Consider the following 19651-nt stretch of genomic DNA (forward strand, 5'->3'; position numbering starts at 1 on the left):
TGTCGCAAGGTCCTCGCGGTTGCGCGCGCTGGTCAACCCCCGTACGCGGGACCCCGTACGCCCGTCTCACCACCGAGCCAAACAGGGGATGTTAGGTTCTTTCGGTGAACCAGCCGATCAGTCCTCCCCGCAAGGTGTCGGAGCTCGTCGTCGAACGGCTCATGCAGCGCGTCGAGCGCGGGGAGTGGCCCGTCGGCACCCGCATCCCGCCCGAGCCCGAGCTCGTCGCCGAGCTCGGCGTCGGGCGCAACACGGTGCGCGAGGCCGTGCGCGCGCTCGAGCACGCCGGGATCCTCGAGCCGCGCCGCGGCGACGGCACCTACGTGCGCGCGGCCGACGGGCTCGACGCCGCACTGACCCGGCGGGCCCGGACCACGGACGCGCTCCACGTGCTCGAGGTGCGCGAGATCCTCGAGCGCGGTGCGGCGCGCGCCGCTGCCGGGCGGGCCGACGCCGTCGCCCTCCGCCGCCTCGACGCGGCCCTCGCCGCCCAGGTCGCGGCACGCGACGGGGACGAGCAGGCCTTCCAGGCCGCCGACGTCGCCTTCCACGGCGAGGTCGTGCGCGCCGGGGGCAACCCCCTGCTCGCCGACCTCTACGGAGGCCTCGACCACGCGCTCGTCCGTACGCTCCCGTCCGGCGGGCAGCGTCGGCACCACCGCGACGTCCCCGGTCACGAGGAGGTCGTCGCGGCGATCCGGGCGGCCGACGCCGACGCGGCCGAGGCCGCCGTCGTCGCGACGATCGACGCCGTGCGGGCGCAGCTCGTCGAGGCCGCCGCGGACCGTCCTGGTCGCGCCGACGCCGACGCCGACGAGGTCGAGGCGTGAGCGGGCTGCGCCGTCCGCTGGGGCTGGCCGCCGTCGTCGCGATCGTCCTCGCGGCGCTCAACCTCCGGCCGGCCGTCGTCGCGATCTCGCCCGTGCTCGGCGAGATCCGCACGGACCTGGGCCTCAGCGCGACGGCGGCGGGCGTGCTCACGACGCTTCCTGTCCTCTGCTTCGGGCTCCTCGCGCCGCTCGCGCCCGTGCTCGCGCGGCGCTGGGGGCTCGAGCGCGCGCTCTTCGTGAGCCTCGTCCTGCTGTGCGTCGGCTTCGCGCTGCGCCTCGTGCCCTCGACCGCCGGGCTGTTCGCCGGGACGGTCGTCGCCGGGTGCGCGATCGGGCTCGGGAACGTGCTGCTGCCCGCGCTCATCAAGCGCGACTTCGCCGACCGCATCGGTCTCATGACCGGCCTGTACTCCATGGCGCTCTCCGGCGGGGCGGCGCTCGCGGCGGGCCTGACCCTGCCGGTCGCGTCGGCGGCCGGTCTCGACTGGCGCGGCGCGCTCGCGACCTGGGGCGTCCTCGCCGTGCTCGGGGCGCTCGTGTGGGTGCCGCGCGCGCTGCGGCCCGACCCCGCCGGCACGGTGGCGTTCGGACCCGGCGCGGGGCCGGCCGCCGCGCGGTCGGCGGTGTGGCGCAGCCCGCTCGCCTGGGCTGTCACCGTCGTCATGGGCATGCAGTCGCTGTCGTTCTACGCGGTCAACGCCTGGCTGCCCGAGATCATGGTCGCGCTCGGCCGGACGCCGGAGGTGGGCGGCTGGCTCCTGGCGCTGTGCAACCTCGCGGGGATCGTCGGCTCGTTCGTCACCCCGGTCCTCGCCGGGCGCATGCCGCGCCAGCGCGGCATCGGCCTCGTGCTCGTGGTGCTCGTCGGCTCGGGGCTGCTCGGGCTCGCCGCCGCCCCCGGCGGCGCGGCGCTCTGGATCGTGCTCGTCGGCCTCGGGCAGGGCGGCGGGATCAGCCTCGCGCTCACCCTCATGGCGCTGCGGGCGCGCGACGCCGCGCACACGTCCGAGCTCTCCGGCATGGCGCAGAGCGCCGGCTACCTGCTCGCCGCGACCGGCCCGCTCGGCCTCGGGCTCGCGCACGACGTCACGGGCACATGGACGGTCCCGCTCCTGCTCCTCGTCGCCGCGGCGGCCGTCCAGGGCGTCGCGGTGTGGTTCGCCGGGCGCGACGCGCACGTGCACTGACCCGGACGCGACGAACCCCGGGCCGCGTCCCCGCGGCCTGGTGACCGTGGGACGCGACCCGGGGTTCGTCGTCGGGCTCGGGAACCGCCGGGAGCGGCTACTCCGCGGGCTGGGCGGTCGCCTCGGCGGCACCGCCCTGCTGCTCGACCGGGCGGCCGCCGCGCGTGCGGCGGCGGCTGCGGGACCGACGGCGGCGCTCGCCGCCCTCGGTCGCCGGGGCGCCCTCGGTCGCCTCGGTGCGCTCACCCTCGGCACGCGCGCCCGTGCGCTCGGTCTCGCCGCGACGCCCGCCGGAGCGGCCCTGGCCGCCGGACCGGCCCCGGTCGCCCTCGGGACGGCCGCGGCCGCCGTCGGACCGGCCGCCCTGGCGCCCGCGCGACCCGCCCGCGGGCGTGTGCCGCTTGCCGGTCTCGCCGAGGTCCTCGATCTCCTCCGCCTCGAGCCCGGCGAGCGTGCGCCGCTCCTTGGGGAGGCGGCCCTTCGTGCCCTCGGGGATGTGCAGGTCGGTGTACAGGTGCGGCGAGCTCGAGTACGTCTCGACCGGCTCGGGGATGCCGAGGTCGAGGGCCTTGTCGATGAGCGACCAGCGGGGGATGTCGTCCCAGTCGACGAACGTCACGGCGGTGCCCTTGTTGCCCGCGCGGCCGGTGCGGCCGGTGCGGTGCAGATACGTCTTCTCGTCCTCGGGGCACTGGTAGTTCACGACGTGCGTGACGTCCTCGACGTCGATGCCGCGTGCCGCGACGTCGGTCGCGACGAGCACGTCGATCTTGCCGTTGCGGAACGCGCGCAGCGCCTGCTCGCGCGCGCCCTGCCCGAGGTCGCCGTGGATCGAGCCGGCGGCGAACCCGCGGTCGACGAGCTCGTCCGCAACCTTCGCGGCGGTCCGCTTGGTCCGGGCGAACACGATGGTGCGCCCGCGGCCCTCGGCCTGGAGGATGCGTGCCAGCATCTCGACCTTGTCCAGCGCGTGCGCGCGGTAGACGACCTGCTCGATGTTCTTGACCGTCTGGCCGCCGTCGTCGGGGTCGTTCGCGCGGATGTGCGTCGGCTGCTTCATGTAGCGGCGCGCCATAGAGACGACGGCGCCCGGCATGGTCGCCGAGAAGAGCATCGTGTGGCGCTGCGCGGGCGTGCGAGCCAAGATCTTCTCGACGTCCGGGAGGAACCCGAGGTCGAGCATCTCGTCCGCCTCGTCGAGGACCACGGTCGCGGCGCGCGTGAGGTTGAGGTGGCCCTGGTTCATCAGGTCGATCATGCGGCCGGGCGTGCCGACGACGACCTCGACGCCGCGCGTCAGCGCCTCGACCTGCGGCTCGTAGGCGCGACCGCCGTAGAGCTGGACGATGCGCACCGAGCGGCGCTTCGAGGCCGTGGTGAGGTCGTTCGCGACCTGGACGGCGAGCTCGCGCGTCGGGACGACGACGAGCGCCTGCGGCTTGCCGGGGGAGGGCAGCTCGTCGAAGCCGGGCTCGCCCGGGGCGACGACGCGGTGCAGGAGCGGCACGCCGAACCCGAGGGTTTTGCCGGTGCCCGTCTTGGCCTGGCCGATGATGTCGTGGCCGGACATGGCGACGGGGAGCGTCATCGCCTGGATGGGGAAGGGCTGGACGATGCCCGCGTCGGAGAGCGCGTCGACGATCTCCTGGCGGACGCCGAAGTCCGCGAAGGTCGTGTTGTCCGCGTGCACGCTGGCGGCGACGGACGTCGCGTCCGCGCTCACGTCCGGCGTCGCGTCGGTGGTGGTGGCGTCTGTGGTGGTCACTGGTGCCTCTGTCTCGTTCGGGCACGCGCGACCGTCGGCGGGCCCGTCGGGGCCCGGAGCCGGGGAGGTTCCCGGTCGCGGTCGTGCGCACCTCGTGGCCGGCAGCCGATCGTGGGATGTCGTGGCCAGGCCCGCGCTGCGGACCGTGCCGTGCCGTCGTCGTACGCGTGACGAGCGTGAGGTCTGGACGACCGGGCAACCGATGTACGTCGGCCATGATATCGGAGAACTATCCTGGCCCGATGAGCGACGCCGAGCACGCGAGCCCCACGACCCTGCCCCCGGCGGACCACACCGACGCGGTGGAGCTGCTCGGCCTCGTCGCGTACACCGAGCTCGCGAGCTTCGGGCGCCTCGCGGGCGACGCCGCGCACGCCCCCACGCTGCGCCAGCGCCAGGCCCTGTCCCGTCTCGCGGCCGCGATGCTCGACCGGCAGGAGCGCGTGCTCGTGCGCGTCGAGGAGCTGGGCGGTGACCCGGCGGACTGCATGACCCCGTTCGACGGCCTGTTCGACGACTTCGACGCGCGCACCAAGCCCAGCACGTGGTGGGAGGGCATCCTCAAGGGCTACGTGGGCCAGGGCGTCGCGGACGACTTCTGCCTCCTCGCGGCCCAAGGTCTCGACGAGCGCTCGCGCGACGTCGTCGTGGAGGCGCTCACGCACGACACCCCGTCGCAGCGCTACGCCCCGGTCATCGCCGAGGTCGCCGCGGAGGACCCGGTGCTCGCGTCGCGCCTCGCGCTGTGGGGTCGGCGCCTCGTCGGGGAGGCGCTCGGCGTCGTCGGCGACGTGCTGTCCAGGCGTCCCGCGCTCGCCCGGCTCGTGGCGGCGGGGGCCGAGCCGGTCGCCGCCGACGGCGGGAGCGGGCCCGCGCCCGCGACGCAGTCCTGGGTCTTCGCGCGCCTCACGGCGGAGCACTCCCGGCGGATGGACCGCCTGGGCCTCGCGGCATGACGAAGCCGCCGCCGCGCCCGGGGGCGCGACGGCGGCACGTGACGCTTGGGTCCCGACGCTCGGGGCCCGACGTTCAGACCTTCAGGCTCAGAGGGAGCCGAAACCGACCCGGCGCTGCTCCTCGGTGCCGATCTCGACGTAGCCGAGCGACGCCGTCGGGACGATCACGCGGCGACCGCGCGAGTCGGTGAGCTCGAGGGCGGGGGCGCCGCCGAGCGCGTCGGCGACCGCGGTGGCCACGGCCTCGGCGGTCAGGTCCGTGTCGACGACGATCTCACGGGCCAGGTTCTGCACACCGATCGTGACTTCCACTCAGCTCTCCTCACAGCGGCTGCGCCAGGCGCAGCGACGACGGGCCTCGGGCCGCCGGTGGGCGTCCCACCGGCGACAACGCGATCGATAGTAGTCAGATTCCCGTCGCCGACCCGTCGGGCGCGCTGAGGGAGCCCGACGGCGGCCGCCGCAGCATGCCGCGCACCCCGCGCCACACGAGGCGCGGCACGAGGCGGGTGACGTCGTCGGCCGTCGCGCCGCCGTCGGGGCGCACGACCTCCGTCGCGGCGGCCCGCCCGACGGCGGTGCACGTCCGCGCGACGACGAGCGCCTCGTCGGCGTCGAGGTCCGTGATGCGCACGAGCACGTCGGCGAACGCGCCGGCGATCGTCGTGTCCGGCGCGAGCACGCGCGCCCGGACGACCGGGTCCCGCATGACGTCGGACTCGAAGAGCAGCGCGGCCGAGCGGCCCGCCGCGCGCGCGTACGCGACGTAGGCCCGCACGATGCCCTCGATCACGGCGAGGCCGTCGACCGCGAGGGCGTCGAGGTCGCCCGCGGGGTTCCCCGGCGCGGGCTCGCGGAACGGGTCCAGCGTCGCGTGCACGGCTCCCACGAGGCGTTCGCCCTGGTCGTCGACGATCGCGAGGTAGAGGTCGAGCTTCGACGGGAAGTGCCGGTACAGCACGGGCTTGCCGACCCCGGCGCGGTCGGCGATGTCGTCCATCGAGATGTGGTGGTAGCCGTGAGAGGCGAAGAGCTCCTCGGCGATCGTGAGGAGCTGCGCGCGGCGCTCGTCGCGCGGCATCCGGGTGCGCAGGCCCGGGGGAGCGGCGGCCGCGCCGCGCGTGCGTCCCTCGGTGGCTCCCATGGGGGGAGGATACGGAAACCGCGGTTCGTGTCGACCTCGCGTCGCGAGGAGTGGGACGATGGGCGGGTGCCCGACAGACATACCCCCCCGAACCGCCTCTCGACCGCCCGTGCCGGGGGTCGCACGACGGGTCTGCGGCACGGCGCCGCGGTCGCCGCGTGCCTCGTCGTCGGCCTCGGCGGCGGTGCGGCGACGGCGGAGGTCTGGGACCTGGGCCGGGCGGCGGGCACCGCGGCTGTTCCCGCCACAGACGTCCGCGCGGAGCCGCCGGCCCCGGAGCGCGACGAGTCGGCGGCCGTGAGCCGGTCGTCCGTCGAGCGCGCGGGCGCCGTCGAGCAGGGCCCGGGCCTCCTCGGCCCGATCGCGCCGCGCCCGGACGCGATCACCGCGCCCGAGCCCACCCCCGCCCCCACGACGACGACGCCCGAGCCCCTCGCGGAGCCGGCACCCGTCGAGACGCCCGAGGCCCCGGTCGCGGAGCCCGGCTCCGGTCTGGTCGGGACGGTCGTCGTCGCGCCGGACCTCGGCGGTTCGCTCGTCGTCGTGCCGGGGGAGAGCCCCGCGCCCGGGACGGGCACCGTCCGCTCCGTCCGGGTCGAGGTCGAGGCCGGGCTGCCCGTCGACGGCGAGGTGTTCGCCGCCGCGGTGCTCGCGACGCTCAACGACCCGCGCGGCTGGTCGGTCCCCGACGGCGTGACGTTCTCGCGGACGGCGGCCGACGACGCGTCCATCCGGGTCGTGCTCGCGAGCCCCGCCACGACCGACCGCCTGTGCGCCCCGCTGGCGACCGAGAGCCGCTACTCGTGCGGCAACTCGGTGACGGGCGCCGCCGTGCTGAACTTCGAGCGGTGGGTGCTCGGGGCGCCCGACTTCGGCGACGACCTCGCCACGTACCGGCAGTACCTCGTCAACCACGAGGTCGGGCACGTGCTCGGCCACGGCCACGAGGACTGCCCCGCGCCGGGCGCCGTCGCCCCGGTCATGGTCCAGCAGTCCATCTCGGCCCAGGGCTGCCTGACCAACGGCTGGCCCGTCCCGTAACCCCCGGCCCCACGGCGCGCGCCCGCGCGGCGGTGTGGGTGGCGCGTGATGGGATCAGGTCCGTGCCCCGGACGACGACCGCCCCCCGCCTCGTCGCGCGGCCTCGCGAGCTCGAGGCCGACGCGGTGCTCGACGACTCCCAGCGCGCGGCGCTCGCCGCCGCGGCCGGCCCCGGGGCCACCCTCGTGGTGGGCGCACCCGGGACGGGCAAGACCCTCGTCGCGCAGGAGGTCGTGCTCGCGGCCCTGCGCGACGGCGTGGCGCCCGAGCGGGTGCTCCTCCTCGCGGCGTCGCGCCGCGCCGCCGCCGCGCTCCGTGACCGGCTTTCGGCCCGCGCGCGCCGCACGGTCGGCGCGCCTCTGGTGCGCACCGCCGCGTCCGCGGCCTTCGCCGTCCTGCGGGAGCGCGCGGCCGCGCTGGGCGAGCCCGTCCCCACGCTGATCTCCGGCCCGGAGCAGGACCTCGTGCTCGCCGAGCTCCTGGAGGGCCATCTCGACGGCGGCCTCGCGCACCTCGGCACCCCGCTCGCGCTGCCCGCGGGCCTGCCCGAGGAGGCGCTCGGCCTCCGGGGGCTGCGCCAGGAGCTCCGCGACCTCCTCATGCGCGCGGCGGAGCGCGGCCTGACCCCGGCCGACCTCGCCGCCCTCGGCGAGCGCTACGACCGCCCGGAGTGGTCGCTCGGCGCGCAGCTCTTCGCGGAGTACCTCGACGTCACCGCCCTGCGCACGGGCACGCCCGACGCCGGGTCGCGGTTCGACCCGGCGATCGTCGTCGACGAGGCCGCGGAGGCGCTGCTCGCCTGGGACGACGAGGTGCCCGACGCCGCCCGGCCGCGCTGGGACCTCGTCGTCGTCGACGACTACCAGGAGGCGACGGTCGCGACCGCGCGCCTCCTGCACGTGCTGCACGACGACGGCGCGCGCCTCGTGCTGCTCGGCGACCCCGACGCGGCGGTGCAGACGTTCCGCGGCGCGAGCCCGGGGCTCGTGGGCCGGGCGTCCGCCCCGGCCCGGCGGGACGGCGCTCGCCGGGGCGAGCTGGGCGCGCGCGTCGCCGTGCTGGGCACCGCCTGGCGCCAGAGCGCGCCGCTGCGCGAGGTGACGCGCCGCGTGACCGCGCAGGTCGGCACCGTCGCCGGGGCGGTGCACCGTGGCGCCGCGCCGCGGGACGTCGACGGGCGTCCGGGCGAGGCGGCCGACGTCGGCCCCGGCGTCCCGCCCGTGCAGGTCGCGGTGCTCTCGGCCGTCGCGCAGGAGGCCGCGTTCGTCGCCCGGGAGCTGCGCGCGGAGCACCTGCTGCACGGCACCCCCTGGCACCGGATGGCCGTCGTCGCGCGCACGGGGACGCGGCTCGCGGCGCTGCGCCGCGAGCTCGTAGCCGCCTCGGTGCCCGTGACGCTGCTCGGCTCCGACGTCCCGCTGCGCGACGAGCCGGCGGTCGCGCCGCTCCTCGCGGCCGTCCGCGTGTGCGTCGCCGACGCGGAGGACCCCGAGGCTCTCGACCCGTTCACCGCGGCGGCGCTGCTCACGTCGCCCGTGGGCGCGCTCGACGTCGTCGCGCTGCGCCGTCTGCGCCGGGCGCTGCGGGCCGAGGAGCTCGAGGGCGGGGGTGGGCGCTCGTCCGACGCGCTGATCGTCGAGCTGCTCCTCGACCCGGCGCGCGCCGCGACGCTCCCGCCCACGGTGCGTCGCGGGCCGGTCGCGGTCGCCCGGGCGCTCGCGGCGGGGCGGGCTGCGGCGGCGGAGCCCGGCGCGACGGCGCAGACGGTCCTGTGGGCGGTGTGGGCCGCGACCGGTCTCGCGGAGCGCTGGCGCTCGGCGGCGCTCGACGGCGGCCCCGCCGGGGCGCGCGCGGACCGTGACCTCGACGCGGTGCTCGCGCTGTTCCGCGCCGCGGAGACGTTCGTCGACCGCATGCCGGGCGCGCCCGCCGGGGCGTTCGTCGACTACCTCGCCTCGCAGGACCTGCCCGCCGACTCGCTCGCGGCGAGCGCGAGCGGGGCCGACGCCGTCGCGGCGCTCACCCCGGCCGGTGCGGCCGGGCGCGAGTGGGACGTCGTCGTGGTGGCGGGCGTCCAGGACGGCGTGTGGCCCGACCTCCGGCTGCGCGACTCGCTGCTCGGCTCGCAGGCGCTCGTCGAGCTCCTCGCCGGCCGCGCCCAGGACGCGCACGGGGTCGGCTCGCAGGCGCGCGCCCAGGTGCTCGCCGACGAGCTGCGGGCCTTCGTCGTCGCGACGTCGCGTGCGACGCGTCGCCTGGTCGTGACGGCCGTGCAGGACGCCGAGGAGGCGCCGTCGGTGTTCTGCGACCTCGTCGTGCCGCCGTCGGCGCCCGAGGGCCCCGACGGCACGGACGGTCCCGACGGGCGTGGTCCCCAGGACGGCCCGGACGCCCCCGCGGCGGGTGCCGGTCCCGCACCCGTCGGCCCCGCACCTGTCGGCCGCGCACCCGTCGGCCCGGGGTCCGCGGACGTCGGGGGCGGGCAGGTCGAGCCGGCCGAGCCCGCTGAGCGGCGGCACGTGCGCGTCGGGGCGCCTCTCGACCTGCGCGGGCTGGTCGCCGCGGCCCGCGGCGTCCTCGTCGAGGCCGCGGCGCGCGAGGCCGGCGGCGCCGGGACGCCCGAGCCGGACGAGCGCGCCGTCGCGGCGGCGACGCTCCTGGCGGACCTCGGCGCGCTCGGCGTCGCGGAGGCCCGTCCGGAGACGTGGTACGGCGTGGCGGGCGTGTCGAGCACGGCGCCGCTGCGCGGTGCGGAGGAGACCGTCACGGTGTCGCCCTCGAAGGTCGAGACGGTCTCGACGTGCCCGCTGCGGTGGTCGCTCGAGGCGGCCGGCGGGACGGCGCCCGACGCGACGCACCAGAGCCTCGGCACGCTCGTCCACTCGATCGCCGAGACCCACCCCTCCGGGTCGCTCGCCGAGCTGCGCACGGAGCTCGACCGCCGGTGGGCGGAGCTCGCGCTGCCCGACGGCTGGCCCGCGCGCCAGCTCCGGCGCCGGGCCGAGCGCATGGTCGAGAAGCTCGCGGCCTACGTCGCGCAGGCGGGCGAGCCGCTCCTCGTCGAGCCGTCGTTCGACGTCACCGTCGGTCGTGCCCGGCTGCGCGGCACGATCGACCGGGTCGAGGCGGCGGGGGAGGGCAAGGTCCGCGTCGTCGACCTCAAGACCGGTCGGCGCACCGCCACGAAGGCGGAGGGCGCGGAGCACCCCCAGCTCGGTGCCTACCAGCTCGCGGTCGAGTCGGGCGCGCTGGACGTGCCGGAGGGCACGCGCAGCGCGGGCGCGCAGCTCGTCTACGTCGGGAGCACCCACGTGGGCCCGGCCGTCGTGGCCCAGCCCGCGCTGGAGCCGGAGCCCGACGGGTCGAGCTGGGCGCGCGACCTCGTGGAGGAGGCCGCCGGCACCATGTCGGCGGCGACGTTCACGGCCCGCCAGAACGGGCTGTGCGAGATGTGCCCCGTGCGCCGGGCGTGCCCGGTGCAGCCCGAGGGCAGGAGGGTCGTGGCGTGAGCAGCGAGCTGTTCGAGCTCCCGGAGGCGGGCGCGAGCGGGCCGACGGTCCGTCTCGTCGCGGCCGACGGCCTCCCGGTCGAGAGCGCCGACACCCCGGGCGACGGGCACCGGGCGGCGGAGCCGCCGAAGCCGACGCTCTCCGCGACGCGGATCGCCGACCTCCTCGGACGTCCTCGCCCGACCCCGGAGCAGGTCGAGGTGATCGAGGCGCCGCTCGAGCCGACGCTCGTCGTCGCCGGGGCCGGCTCGGGCAAGACGGAGACGATGGCGGCGCGCGTCGTCTGGCTCATCGCGAACGAGCTCGTCCCGCCGGACGCGGTGCTGGGCCTCACGTTCACGCGCAAGGCGGCGGGCGAGCTCGCGGAGCGCGTCCAGGTGCGGCTCGCCCAGCTCGCGCGCGCCCGGGGCGGGGCGGCGTCGGCGCTCTCGCTGCTCGACCGGCCGACCGTCGCGACGTACAACGCGTACGCCGCGTCGCTCGTCGGCGACCACGGGCTGCGCGTCGGCGTCGAGCCTGGGGCCCGCCTCCTCGGGGAGGCGCAGCAGTGGCAGCTCGCGTCCGAGGTCGTGGAGTCCTGGGACGACGACCTGGGCACCGACCGCGCGCTGAGCACGGTCGTCGCGGCGGTGCTCGGCCTCTCCGGCGCGCTCGGCGAGCACCTCCTCGACCCCGCCGAGGCACGGGACCGCCTGGCCGAGATCGTCGAGCAGCTCGACGCGCTCCCGCTCGGGCCGCGGCAGAAGGCCCGCACCAAGGAGGTCGAGAAGCTCGTCGGCGACGTCGCGGAACGGGTCCGGCTGCTCGACGTCGTCGCGGAGTACCGCCGCCGCAAGCGCGCGACCGACTCCCTCGACTTCGGCGACCAGGTCGCGCTCGCGGCGCGGCTCGCGCGCGAGGTGCCCGTGGTGGGGGAGACCGAGCGCGCCCGCTTCCGCGTCGTCCTCCTGGACGAGTACCAGGACACGTCGCACGCGCAGGTCGAGCTCCTCGCGGGGCTGTTCGGCGGCGGGCACCCCGTGACGGCCGTGGGCGACCCGCACCAGTCGATCTACGGGTGGCGCGGCGCGAGCGCGGGCGGCCTCGCGCGGTTCCCCGACCGCTTCCCGCGCGCGGGCGGCGACCGCTCGGCCGTGCGCTTCCTCTCGACGTCGTGGCGCAACGACGCCGCCGTCCTCGCGGCGGCGAACGTCACGGCCGGTCCGCTGCGCGGTGCCGTCGCCGGTGGCCGGGGCGACCGGGTCGAGGTGCCGCCGCTCGCGCTGCGTCCCGGCGCGGGCCCGGGCGCGGTGGCCGCGCACGTGGCGGCGACCGCCGAGGAGGAGGCCGCGGCCGTGGCCGAGCGCGTCGCCGCGCGTTGGCGCCCGGCGAGCGCGCCGGGCGGGCGCGTCACCGCGGCCGTGCTGTGCCGCAAGCGCAGCCAGTTCGCGGCGGTCGAGGTCGCGCTGCGGCGGCGCGGGCTCCCCGTGGAGGTCGTCGGCCTCGGCGGGCTGCTCACGACGCCCGAGGTCGTCGACGTCGTCGCGCTGCTCGAGGCCGTGCACGACCCCTCGCGCGGCGACGCGCTCGTGCGTCTCCTCACCGGGCCCCGGCTCAACCTCGGCGCCGCCGACCTGCACGCGCTCGGGAGCCGCGCGGCGGACCTCGCGCGGCTCGAGGGCGCGCTCGGCTCGCGCCGTCGTGCGCCCGCCGCGGAGGACGCCGAGTCGGGGCTCGTGGTCGTCGAGGGCGACGTGGCTGACCACCGCTCGATCGTCGACGCGCTCGACGACCTCCCGGACCCGGGCGAGCCGGCGGCGGACGGGCGCACGCTCTCCGCGGAGGGCCACGCGCGGCTCTCGGCGCTCTCCCGGACCCTGCGCGCGCTGCGCGGCCTCACCTACCTGTCGCTCCCGGAGCTCGTCGTCGAGGCGGAGCGCGCCCTGGGCCTCGACGTCGAGGCCGTGACGAACGAGGCGCTGCTCGCGTCGCGGCGGCTCGTCGACCCGGAGGCGGTGAGCGACCGGGCCCGCGAGCACCTCGACGCGTTCCGCGACGTCGCCGCGACGTTCACGCAGACGGCGGACGTCGTGACGCTCGGGGCGTTCCTCGCCTGGCTCGGGGTCGCCTCGACCCGGGAGAACGGGCTCGACCTGCCCGTGCGCGAGCCCGACCCGGACGCGGTGCAGGTCATCACCGCGCACGCCGCGAAGGGCCTCGAGTGGGACGTCGTCGTCGTGCCTGGGCTCGTGGACGGCGTGTTCCCGACCACTGCGCAGTCGTCGTCGGGGGTGCGCGCGGACAGCGGCTGGCTCACCGACGTGAGCCAGCTCCCGTACCCGCTGCGCGGCGACGCCGCCGACCTACCGGAGTTCCGCTTCGACCTCGCCGCGGACACGAAGGAGCTCGTGGCGCGGCGCGACGAGTTCCGCGCGGCGAGCGGGGAGCACCAGCTCGCCGAGGAGCGACGGCTCGCCTACGTGGCCTTCACGCGCGCGCGGCGCGAGCTGTACCTCACGGCGTCCTGGTGGCAGACGGGGTCGCGCCCGCGCGCGCTGTCGCCGTTCCTCGTCGAGCTCGTCGAGGCGGGGGTCGTGACGGCCGACGGGTGGTCGGCACCTCCCGGCCCCGACGACTCCAACCCGCTCGAGGACGTCGAGGTGACCGGGACGTGGCCCGTGCCCGACGACGCTCCCGGCGGGTCTGCGCGGTCCGTCCTGCGGGACACCGCGGCGGCCGTCGAGCGTGCGGCGGCCGAGCGTGCGGCAGCCGAGCGTGACGCGGCGGGACGTGACGCGGCGGGACGCGGCGCGGCGGACCGTGTCGCGCCCGCCGGGGCCGGGACGGTCGACGCCCTGCCCGGGCAGGGGGGCGTGGACGGCACGGGCGGCCCCGCCGGGCTCACGGCGCCCTCCGGGGTCCTCGTCGACGCCGAGGGGCGTGACCTCGTCGCGCTCGCGCGCGTCCTGCTCGCGGAGCGCGCCGAGCGTTCGGGCCGGGAGGTCGAGCTGCCGGCGCACGTCTCGGCGTCGAGCCTCGTGCGGCTCGCGGCGGACCGCGACGAGTACGCGCTCCACCTGCGCCGCCCGGTCCCGGTCGAGCCCACGGTCCACGCGCGCCGGGGCACCCGGTTCCACCTGTGGGCCGAGCGGTACTTCACGACGTCGTCCTTGCTCGACGTCGAGGACCTCCCCGGGGCGGACGACGACGACCTCGACCCCGACGCCGACCTCGAGACGCTCCAGCGGACGTTCCTGGCCTCGGAGTGGGCTACGCGCACGCCGGTCGCGGTCGAGGTCGACGTCGAGACGCCCGTCGGGTCGACGGTCCTGCGGTCGCGCATCGACGCGGTGTTCCCCGAGCTCCCGGAGCACGCGGGCGGCGCCCACGACGCCGTCGTGGTCGTCGACTGGAAGACGGGGCGTGCGCCGTCCGACCCGGAGGCGCGCAGCGTGCGCGAGGTGCAGCTCGCGGTCTACCGGCTCGCGTGGTCGCGCTGGACGGGGGTGCCGCTGGAGCAGGTGAACGCCGCGTTCTACTACGTCGCGTCCGACGAGACCGTGCGTCCGCGCCGCCTGCTGAGCGAGGCCGAGATCGAGGCGCTGCTGGTCGCCGACTGAGCCGGCGACGCCTCAGTCGTCGGCGTCCTGCGTCGCCTCGTCGAGGTCGGCCAGCATGTCGAGGGCGTCGGCGACCACGTCGTCGAGCCCGTTGCGCACGCCGTGCAGGAGCCAGCGCGCGAGCGCGAGCTCGCCGACGAGGAGCGCACGGTCCAGCAGGTGCTTGTCGGTGAGCTCGGTGCGGCGCAGCTGGTACGCCTCCATGATCGAGTCGACGGCCTCGGGCGGTGCCGAGACGAGCAGCCACGCGAGGTCGTCGGCGGGGTCCGCGACGCGCGCGCTCGCCCAGTCCGTCACAGCGACGACGCGTCCGCGGGCAACGAGCACCTGCTCCGGGCCCAGGTCGCCGTGCACGACGACCGGCTGGAACCGCCACAGCGAGACGTCCTCGAGCGCGGTCTCCCAGCGGCGCAGGAGCGTCGGCGGGACCTTGCCCGTGGCCGCGGCCTCGTCGAGCTCCGCCATGCGGCGCGCGCGGTACTCCTCGACCTCGTAGCCCGGCAGGCCGGCGTCGTCGACGATCGTGCGCGGCAGCTCGTGGACCGACGCGAGCACGCGGCCCAGGTCGGCCGCGAGGCCCGGTCCGGGCCGCAGGCTGTCGACGTCGAGCGGCTCGCCCTCGAGCGCCGGGTGCACGACGGCCCGCCCGCCCTCGGGCAGGAGCGCGGTGCCGCTGACGCGCGGCACGGCGAACGACAGCACCCCCGACTCGGCGTAGTGCTGCAACGAGCCCAGCAGCTCCGCCTCGGCCTCGAGCGCGGCGCCGGCCTGGAGGCTGCGGGGTGCGCGCACGGTCCAGCGGGCGCCGTCGGCGTCGGTGACGACGGCGGTGTCGTAGTCGCCCGGGTCCTCGACGGGTCGCGCGCTGCGGGCGTCCAGGCCGGGCACGGCGGCGGTCGCGAGCGCGGCGAGGGTCAACGGAGAGCGAGGCACGCGACCACGGTAGTCGGTCCCCGCACGCGCCCGGTCGACCCACGCCGTCCGACGCCGCACCCCGCCCGGCGGCGCCCGCGCAGGCGGGTGGCCCGGCCGGGGGTGGCCTACGGTCGGGGGGTGAGCACCCCTGCCGCCCGGCCGTCGTCGGGCACGAGCGACCCCGCCGCGGCCCCGGACCGACCCACGACCACGTCGACCGGCACCCCGACCGACACCGGGACCGGCACGGTCCCCGGGCCGGGCGCCCTGCCGCGCACCCCGCTGGACCACCTCCCGCTGCCGCTCGACGGCGCGTTCGTCGACCGCGCGGAGCACCGCCGCGCGGAGCCGGACCTCGTGCGCACGCTGCGGTCGCAGCCGACGACGCGCGTCCTGCTGGTCCACCGCGGCCGGCTCGCGCTCGGCGGCCCGGGCGCGGCGGACGGCGTCGCCCTCCTGGACCCGGCCGAGCTGCGCGACGTCGACCCGGCGACCGACGACGACCAGGGCCGCTGGCTCTTCCTCGGCGAGGGCGACGGCACGGCGTACCTCGCGCTCGTCCTGCCCGACGACGCCGACGCCGAGGAGGTCGACATCGAGGGCGTGGACGCCTCCGAGCCGTTCGCCGTGCTCGCGCGCGAGCGGACGTGGTCGGGGCTGCGGGACCTCGTCGGCGAGGTCGCGGCGCCCGTCGCGGGGCTCGCGACGGAGGCCGTCGCGCTCGCGGCGTGGCACGCGAACCACCCGCGGTGCCCGCGCTGCGGCGGCCGGACGACCGTCGAGAAGGGCGGCTGGACGCGCCGCTGCGTGGCCCAGGGCGTCGAGCTGTACCCGCGCACGGACCCGGCGGTCATCATGACGGTCGTGCACGGCGAGGGGTCCGACGAGCGCCTGCTGCTGGGGCACGCGGCGCACTGGCCGGAGCGGCGGTTCTCGACCCTCGCGGGCTACGTCGAGCCCGGGGAGTCGCTCGAGAACGCGGTGCGGCGGGAGGTCGCGGAGGAGGCGGGCGTCGTCGTCGGCGACGTGGCCTACCGGGGGAGCCAGCCGTGGCCGTTCCCCGCCTCGCTCATGCTCGGGTTCTCGGCGCGCGCGCTGACGACCGAGCTGCACGTGGACGGCGTCGAGCTCACCGACGCGCGCTGGTTCACGCGGGCCGAGCTCGCCGACGCCGTCCGGTCGGGCGAGGTGCTGCTGCCGGGCCGGTCGTCGATCGCGCGGGCGCTCGTCGAGGACTGGTTCGGCGCGCGCCTCGCCGACGACTGACAGCGGCTCAGGGCCGCTCAGAGCGGCGGGCGGCGAGGGGCGGCGCGACGCACCGCCGTCGGACGACCCCTGCTCGGGGACGCGGAAGGGCCCGGTCCGGACGTCCGGACCGGGCCCTCCCACGACCGCGTCAGGCGGCGAGGCGCTTCTTGACCTCCGCGAGGGACGGGTTCGTCGCGGCGGAGCCGTCCGGGAAGACGACGGTCGGCACGGTGCGGTTGCCGTCGTTGACGGACTCCACGAACTCAGCGGTGCCGGGCGTCTCCTCGATGTTGACCTCGGTGTACCCGATGCCCTCGGCGTCGAGCTGCGTCTTGAGGCGGCGGCAGTACCCGCACCAGGTCGTCGAGTACATGACGATCGAACCGGCGTCGGGAAGGGTCGGGGCGGTGCTCATCGAGGGCTCTCCTGCTGCGGTTCCGGGCGGCGCGTGCCGCGGGCGGTCGGGTCGCGACGGTAACACCGAGGGAGCGCGGGCTGTTCCCCGCCCGCGTGTCACCGGGGGCTGCGAGAATCGCGGGTGATGTCCACGCCACCGGTCTCACGCCCGCTCGCCCACCGCTCCGCCGACGAGATCCTCGACGCGCTCGACCCCGACCAGCGCGACGTCGCGGTCGCGCTGCGCGGACCCGTGTGCGTGCTCGCCGGCGCGGGGACGGGCAAGACGCGCGCGATCACGCACCGCATCGCGTACGGGGTCCGCACGGGCGTGTACGTGCCGACGAGCGTGCTCGCCGTGACGTTCACGGCTCGCGCGGCGGGCGAGATGCGCACGCGGCTGCGCGAGCTCGGCGCGACGGGCGTCCAGGCGCGCACGTTCCACGCGGCCGCGCTGCGCCAGCTCGGCTACTTCTGGCCCAAGGTCGTCGGCGGGGCGCCGCCGCGCATCCTCGAGCACAAGGCGCCCGTCGTCGCGGAGTCGGCGCGGCGGCTCGGCGTCGGGGTGGACCGCGTCGCGGTGCGGGACCTGTCGTCCGAGATCGAGTGGGCCAAGGTCTCGCTCGTCACCGCCGACGACTACGTCCGGGCGTGCGAGGCGATCGACCGCGAGCCCCCGGCCGGCTACGACCACCAGACCGTCGCGCGCCTCCTCACGGCCTACGAGGACGTGAAGACCGAGCGGTCGGTCATCGACTTCGAGGACGTGCTCCTCATGCTCGGCGACATGCTCGCGACGCAGGGCACGGTGGCCGACGAGGTGCGGCGCCAGTACCGCCACTTCGTCGTCGACGAGTACCAGGACGTCTCGCCCCTGCAGCAGTTCGTGCTCGACCAGTGGCTCGGGGGGCGCGACGAGCTGTGCGTCGTCGGCGACCCGTCGCAGACGATCTACTCGTTCACCGGCGCGACGCCGCACCACCTCCTCACGTTCTCGCGCACGCACCCCAAGGCCCAGGTGATCCGCCTGGTGCGCGACTACCGCTCGACGCCGCAGGTGGTGAACCTCGCGAACCAGCTCCTCGCGCGCGCGGGCCGCGCGGGCGGCGCCCACCAGGCGCTCGAGCTCGTCGCCCAGCGGCCGGCCGGGCCGCCCGTCGCCTTCACCGCGTACGACGACGACGAGGCCGAGGCGAGCGGGATCGCGCAGCGGATCGGGCGGCTCCTCGCCGCGGGCACGCGCGCGAGCGAGATCGCGGTGCTCTACCGGACCAACGCGCAGTCCGAGGCCTTCGAGTCGGCGCTCGCCGACGCGGGCATCGGCTACCTCGTGCGGGGCGGGGAGCGCTTCTTCCAGCGCAAGGAGGTGCGCGACGCGATCGTCCTCCTGCGCGGCGCGGCGCGCTCCGCCGACCCGGACGTCCCCATGCCCGAGACGGTGCGCGACGTCCTGGCCGCCGCGGGCTGGGCCCCGGCGCCGCCGGCGGCGCGCGGCGCGGCGCGCGAGCGCTGGGAGTCCACGCAGGCGCTCGTCGCGCTCGCCGACGACGTGGCGGGGCTCGCCGCCGCGTCCGACGCCCCGGCCCCGACCGTCGCGACCTTCGTCGCCGAGCTCGACGAGCGCGCCGCGGCCCAGCACGCCCCGACGGTCGAGGGAGTGACCCTGGCGTCGCTGCACGCGGCGAAGGGCCTGGAGTGGGACGCCGTCTTCCTCGCCGGGATGAGCGAGGGGCTCATGCCGATCTCCCTCGCGGAGACAGACGAGGCGGTCGCGGAGGAGCGCCGGCTGCTCTACGTCGGCATCACGCGGGCACGCGAGCACCTCGAGCTCTCGTTCGCGCGCTCGCGCAACCCCGGCGGCCGGGCGACGCGCCGGCGCACGCGGTTCCTCGACGGGCTCTGGCCCGACGAGCCGGGCGTGCGCGGGACGCGACGTGCGCGCGCGGGGCAGTCCAAGGTCCGGCTCACGGGGGAGTACGACCAGGCGCTGTTCGAGGAACTGCGCGAGTGGCGTCGCCAGGTCGCGCAGGAGACGGACAAGCCGGCGTTCACCGTGCTCGTGGACTCGGCGCTCGCGGCCGTCGCCGAGACGCGGCCGACGAGCCAGGCCGACCTCGCACGCATCAACGGTCTGGGGCCCGCGAAGATCGAGCGGTACGGGGCCACGATCCTCGAGATCGTGCGCCGCGCGGAGGGCTGACGAGCCCCCGTCCGTGCCTCTCGACGAGGGCCGGGTGAACTCGTCGAAGAATTTCTCGTAAATAAGTTGTGCCTCCTGTGAGGGGCGGCATATGGTCGACGAGTCCTGTTGGGAAGGGGCGCGCCGAGAGGCGGGCGCCTGATGGAGAGAGGGGGTGGGAGAGCTGATGAACAACCAGATCGCCATGGCGAACCTGCTGGATCACGCGTCCGCGTACACGGGCACGCCAGGAGAGCTCCGTCCGCGTGCCATCGCGCACCGCGGCGGCACCTTCATCGCCCGCCCCGCTCCCGACTCCGCCCCCAGGACGAACCCGGTCTGACCGACCGGAACCTTCCAGGCCGCGGAGTCCCTCTAGGACCCGCGGCCTTCGTGTTCTCCGAGCACGTCCGCCGATGAGGATCACCGGCCCCACCCGTCTCCACGAGACGGGGCCGCTGTCCTCAGGGTCCTGTGACGACGACGTTCACACCCACGACAGGACATCACTGGAGGACATCGTGCGGCTCACCGCGCTGCTCGACAACATCACCGCTCAGGGGGGATCCGGCCCCTGGGTCCCTCACCAACCGCTGGCCACGCCGCTCGGCGAGAACGACTCCGCGGAGTTCGACCGCCTTCTCGCGGGCCTGCTGCCCTGCCGCACCAACGACCCGGAGCTCTGGTTCGCCGAGCGCACCGCCGAGGTCGAGGAGGCCAAGGCCCTGTGCCGCACCTGCCCGCTCGTCGAGGGCTGCCTCGCCGGTGCGGTCGAGCGTCGCGAGCCCTGGGGCGTCTGGGGCGGCGAGGTCTTCGTGGACGGCGTCGTGGTCGCGCGCAAGCGCGGCCGCGGCCGTCCGAGCAAGGCCGAGGTGCTCGCCC

Annotated in this window: 14 protein-coding genes and 1 pseudogene; 10 read left to right on the plus strand and 5 right to left on the minus strand. The window is 76.7% G+C overall.

The genetic code is table 11. The features are described 5' to 3' along the window. The first annotated feature begins 104 nt into the window (after positions 1–104). Entirely contained in the window at positions 105–830 is a 726-nt protein-coding gene (locus HKK73_RS05790) for a FadR/GntR family transcriptional regulator (protein ID WP_085388340.1), read from the plus strand. After that, the gene (locus HKK73_RS05795; RefSeq protein ID WP_171467617.1) at positions 827–2017 is read left to right on the plus strand and encodes an MFS transporter; all 1191 of its coding nucleotides are present in this window, start codon (positions 827–829) and stop codon (positions 2015–2017) included. Before HKK73_RS05790 ends, HKK73_RS05795 begins: the two co-directional genes overlap by 4 nt. Positions 2018–2114: 97 nt before the next feature. Here the strand turns inward: HKK73_RS05795 and HKK73_RS05800 are convergent, their stop codons facing one another. Further along, positions 2115–3782 carry a DEAD/DEAH box helicase gene (locus HKK73_RS05800; RefSeq protein WP_085388338.1) on the minus strand — a complete coding sequence of 556 codons (1668 nt, stop codon included), beginning with the start codon at positions 3780–3782 and terminating at the stop codon, positions 2115–2117. A 242-nt stretch (positions 3783–4024) separates the two neighbouring features. Here HKK73_RS05800 and HKK73_RS05805 point away from each other — a divergent pair, with 242 nt between their 5' ends. Continuing rightward, positions 4025–4738, plus strand: coding sequence for a ferritin-like fold-containing protein (locus HKK73_RS05805; RefSeq protein ID WP_171467618.1), 714 nt, complete (start codon positions 4025–4027; stop codon positions 4736–4738). An 87-nt stretch (positions 4739–4825) separates the two neighbouring features. On the opposite strand, the gene HKK73_RS05810 is transcribed toward HKK73_RS05805, so the two are convergent. Both HKK73_RS05810 and HKK73_RS05815 read right to left on the minus strand, forming a co-directional pair. After that, a complete protein-coding gene (locus tag HKK73_RS05810) occupies positions 4826–5050 on the minus strand; it encodes a DUF3107 domain-containing protein (RefSeq protein WP_034654117.1) in 225 nt (74 codons plus the stop codon). Between the two features lie 94 nt (positions 5051–5144). Continuing rightward, positions 5145–5882 (minus strand): TetR/AcrR family transcriptional regulator, encoded by a 738-nt coding sequence (locus HKK73_RS05815; RefSeq protein WP_085388337.1) that lies wholly within the window; start codon positions 5880–5882, stop codon positions 5145–5147. Between the two features lie 66 nt (positions 5883–5948). Here HKK73_RS05815 and HKK73_RS05820 point away from each other — a divergent pair, with 66 nt between their 5' ends. From HKK73_RS05820 to HKK73_RS05830, 3 genes are all read left to right on the plus strand, one after another. Then, complete coding sequence (locus HKK73_RS05820; RefSeq protein WP_085388336.1) at positions 5949–6923, plus strand: DUF3152 domain-containing protein; 975 nt, start codon at positions 5949–5951, stop codon at positions 6921–6923. Positions 6924–6985: 62 nt separating this feature from the next. Then, positions 6986–10432, plus strand: a complete 3447-nt coding sequence (locus HKK73_RS05825) for a UrvD/REP family ATP-dependent DNA helicase (RefSeq protein WP_171467619.1) — start codon at positions 6986–6988, stop codon at positions 10430–10432. Continuing rightward, entirely contained in the window at positions 10429–14031 is a 3603-nt protein-coding gene (locus HKK73_RS05830; protein WP_371810587.1) for a UvrD-helicase domain-containing protein, read from the plus strand. The genes HKK73_RS05825 and HKK73_RS05830 overlap by 4 nt, the downstream gene beginning before the upstream one ends. Positions 14032–14043: 12 nt before the next feature. Here the strand turns inward: HKK73_RS05830 and HKK73_RS05835 are convergent, their stop codons facing one another. After that, complete coding sequence (locus HKK73_RS05835) at positions 14044–14964, minus strand: phosphotransferase (protein WP_085388334.1); 921 nt, start codon at positions 14962–14964, stop codon at positions 14044–14046. 120 nt (positions 14965–15084) lie between these two features. Here HKK73_RS05835 and nudC point away from each other — a divergent pair, with 120 nt between their 5' ends. Further along, positions 15085–16212, plus strand: a complete 1128-nt coding sequence (gene nudC, locus HKK73_RS05840) for an NAD(+) diphosphatase (protein ID WP_232322608.1) — start codon at positions 15085–15087, stop codon at positions 16210–16212. A 130-nt stretch (positions 16213–16342) separates the two neighbouring features. On the opposite strand, the gene HKK73_RS05845 is transcribed toward nudC, so the two are convergent. After that, positions 16343–16609, minus strand: a complete 267-nt coding sequence (locus tag HKK73_RS05845) for a mycoredoxin (protein WP_085388333.1) — start codon at positions 16607–16609, stop codon at positions 16343–16345. 126 nt (positions 16610–16735) lie between these two features. On the opposite strand from HKK73_RS05845, the gene HKK73_RS05850 reads away from it, so the two are divergent. The 3 genes and pseudogenes from HKK73_RS05850 to HKK73_RS05860 all read left to right on the plus strand — a co-directional run. Further along, positions 16736–18790 carry an ATP-dependent helicase gene (locus tag HKK73_RS05850; RefSeq protein WP_085388332.1) on the plus strand — a complete coding sequence of 685 codons (2055 nt, stop codon included), beginning with the start codon at positions 16736–16738 and terminating at the stop codon, positions 18788–18790. Positions 18791–18956: 166 nt separating this feature from the next. After that, positions 18957–19112, plus strand: coding sequence for a hypothetical protein (locus tag HKK73_RS05855; protein WP_157446666.1), 156 nt, complete (start codon positions 18957–18959; stop codon positions 19110–19112). A 250-nt stretch (positions 19113–19362) separates the two neighbouring features. Beyond that, a pseudogene (locus HKK73_RS05860) lies at positions 19363–19650 on the plus strand (WhiB family transcriptional regulator); the annotation flags it as partial. Position 19651 lies beyond the last annotated feature (1 nt).

It is taken from the genome of Cellulosimicrobium sp. 72-3, from assembly GCF_013127315.1.
Classification (GTDB): Bacteria; Actinomycetota; Actinomycetes; order Actinomycetales; family Cellulomonadaceae; genus Cellulosimicrobium; species Cellulosimicrobium funkei.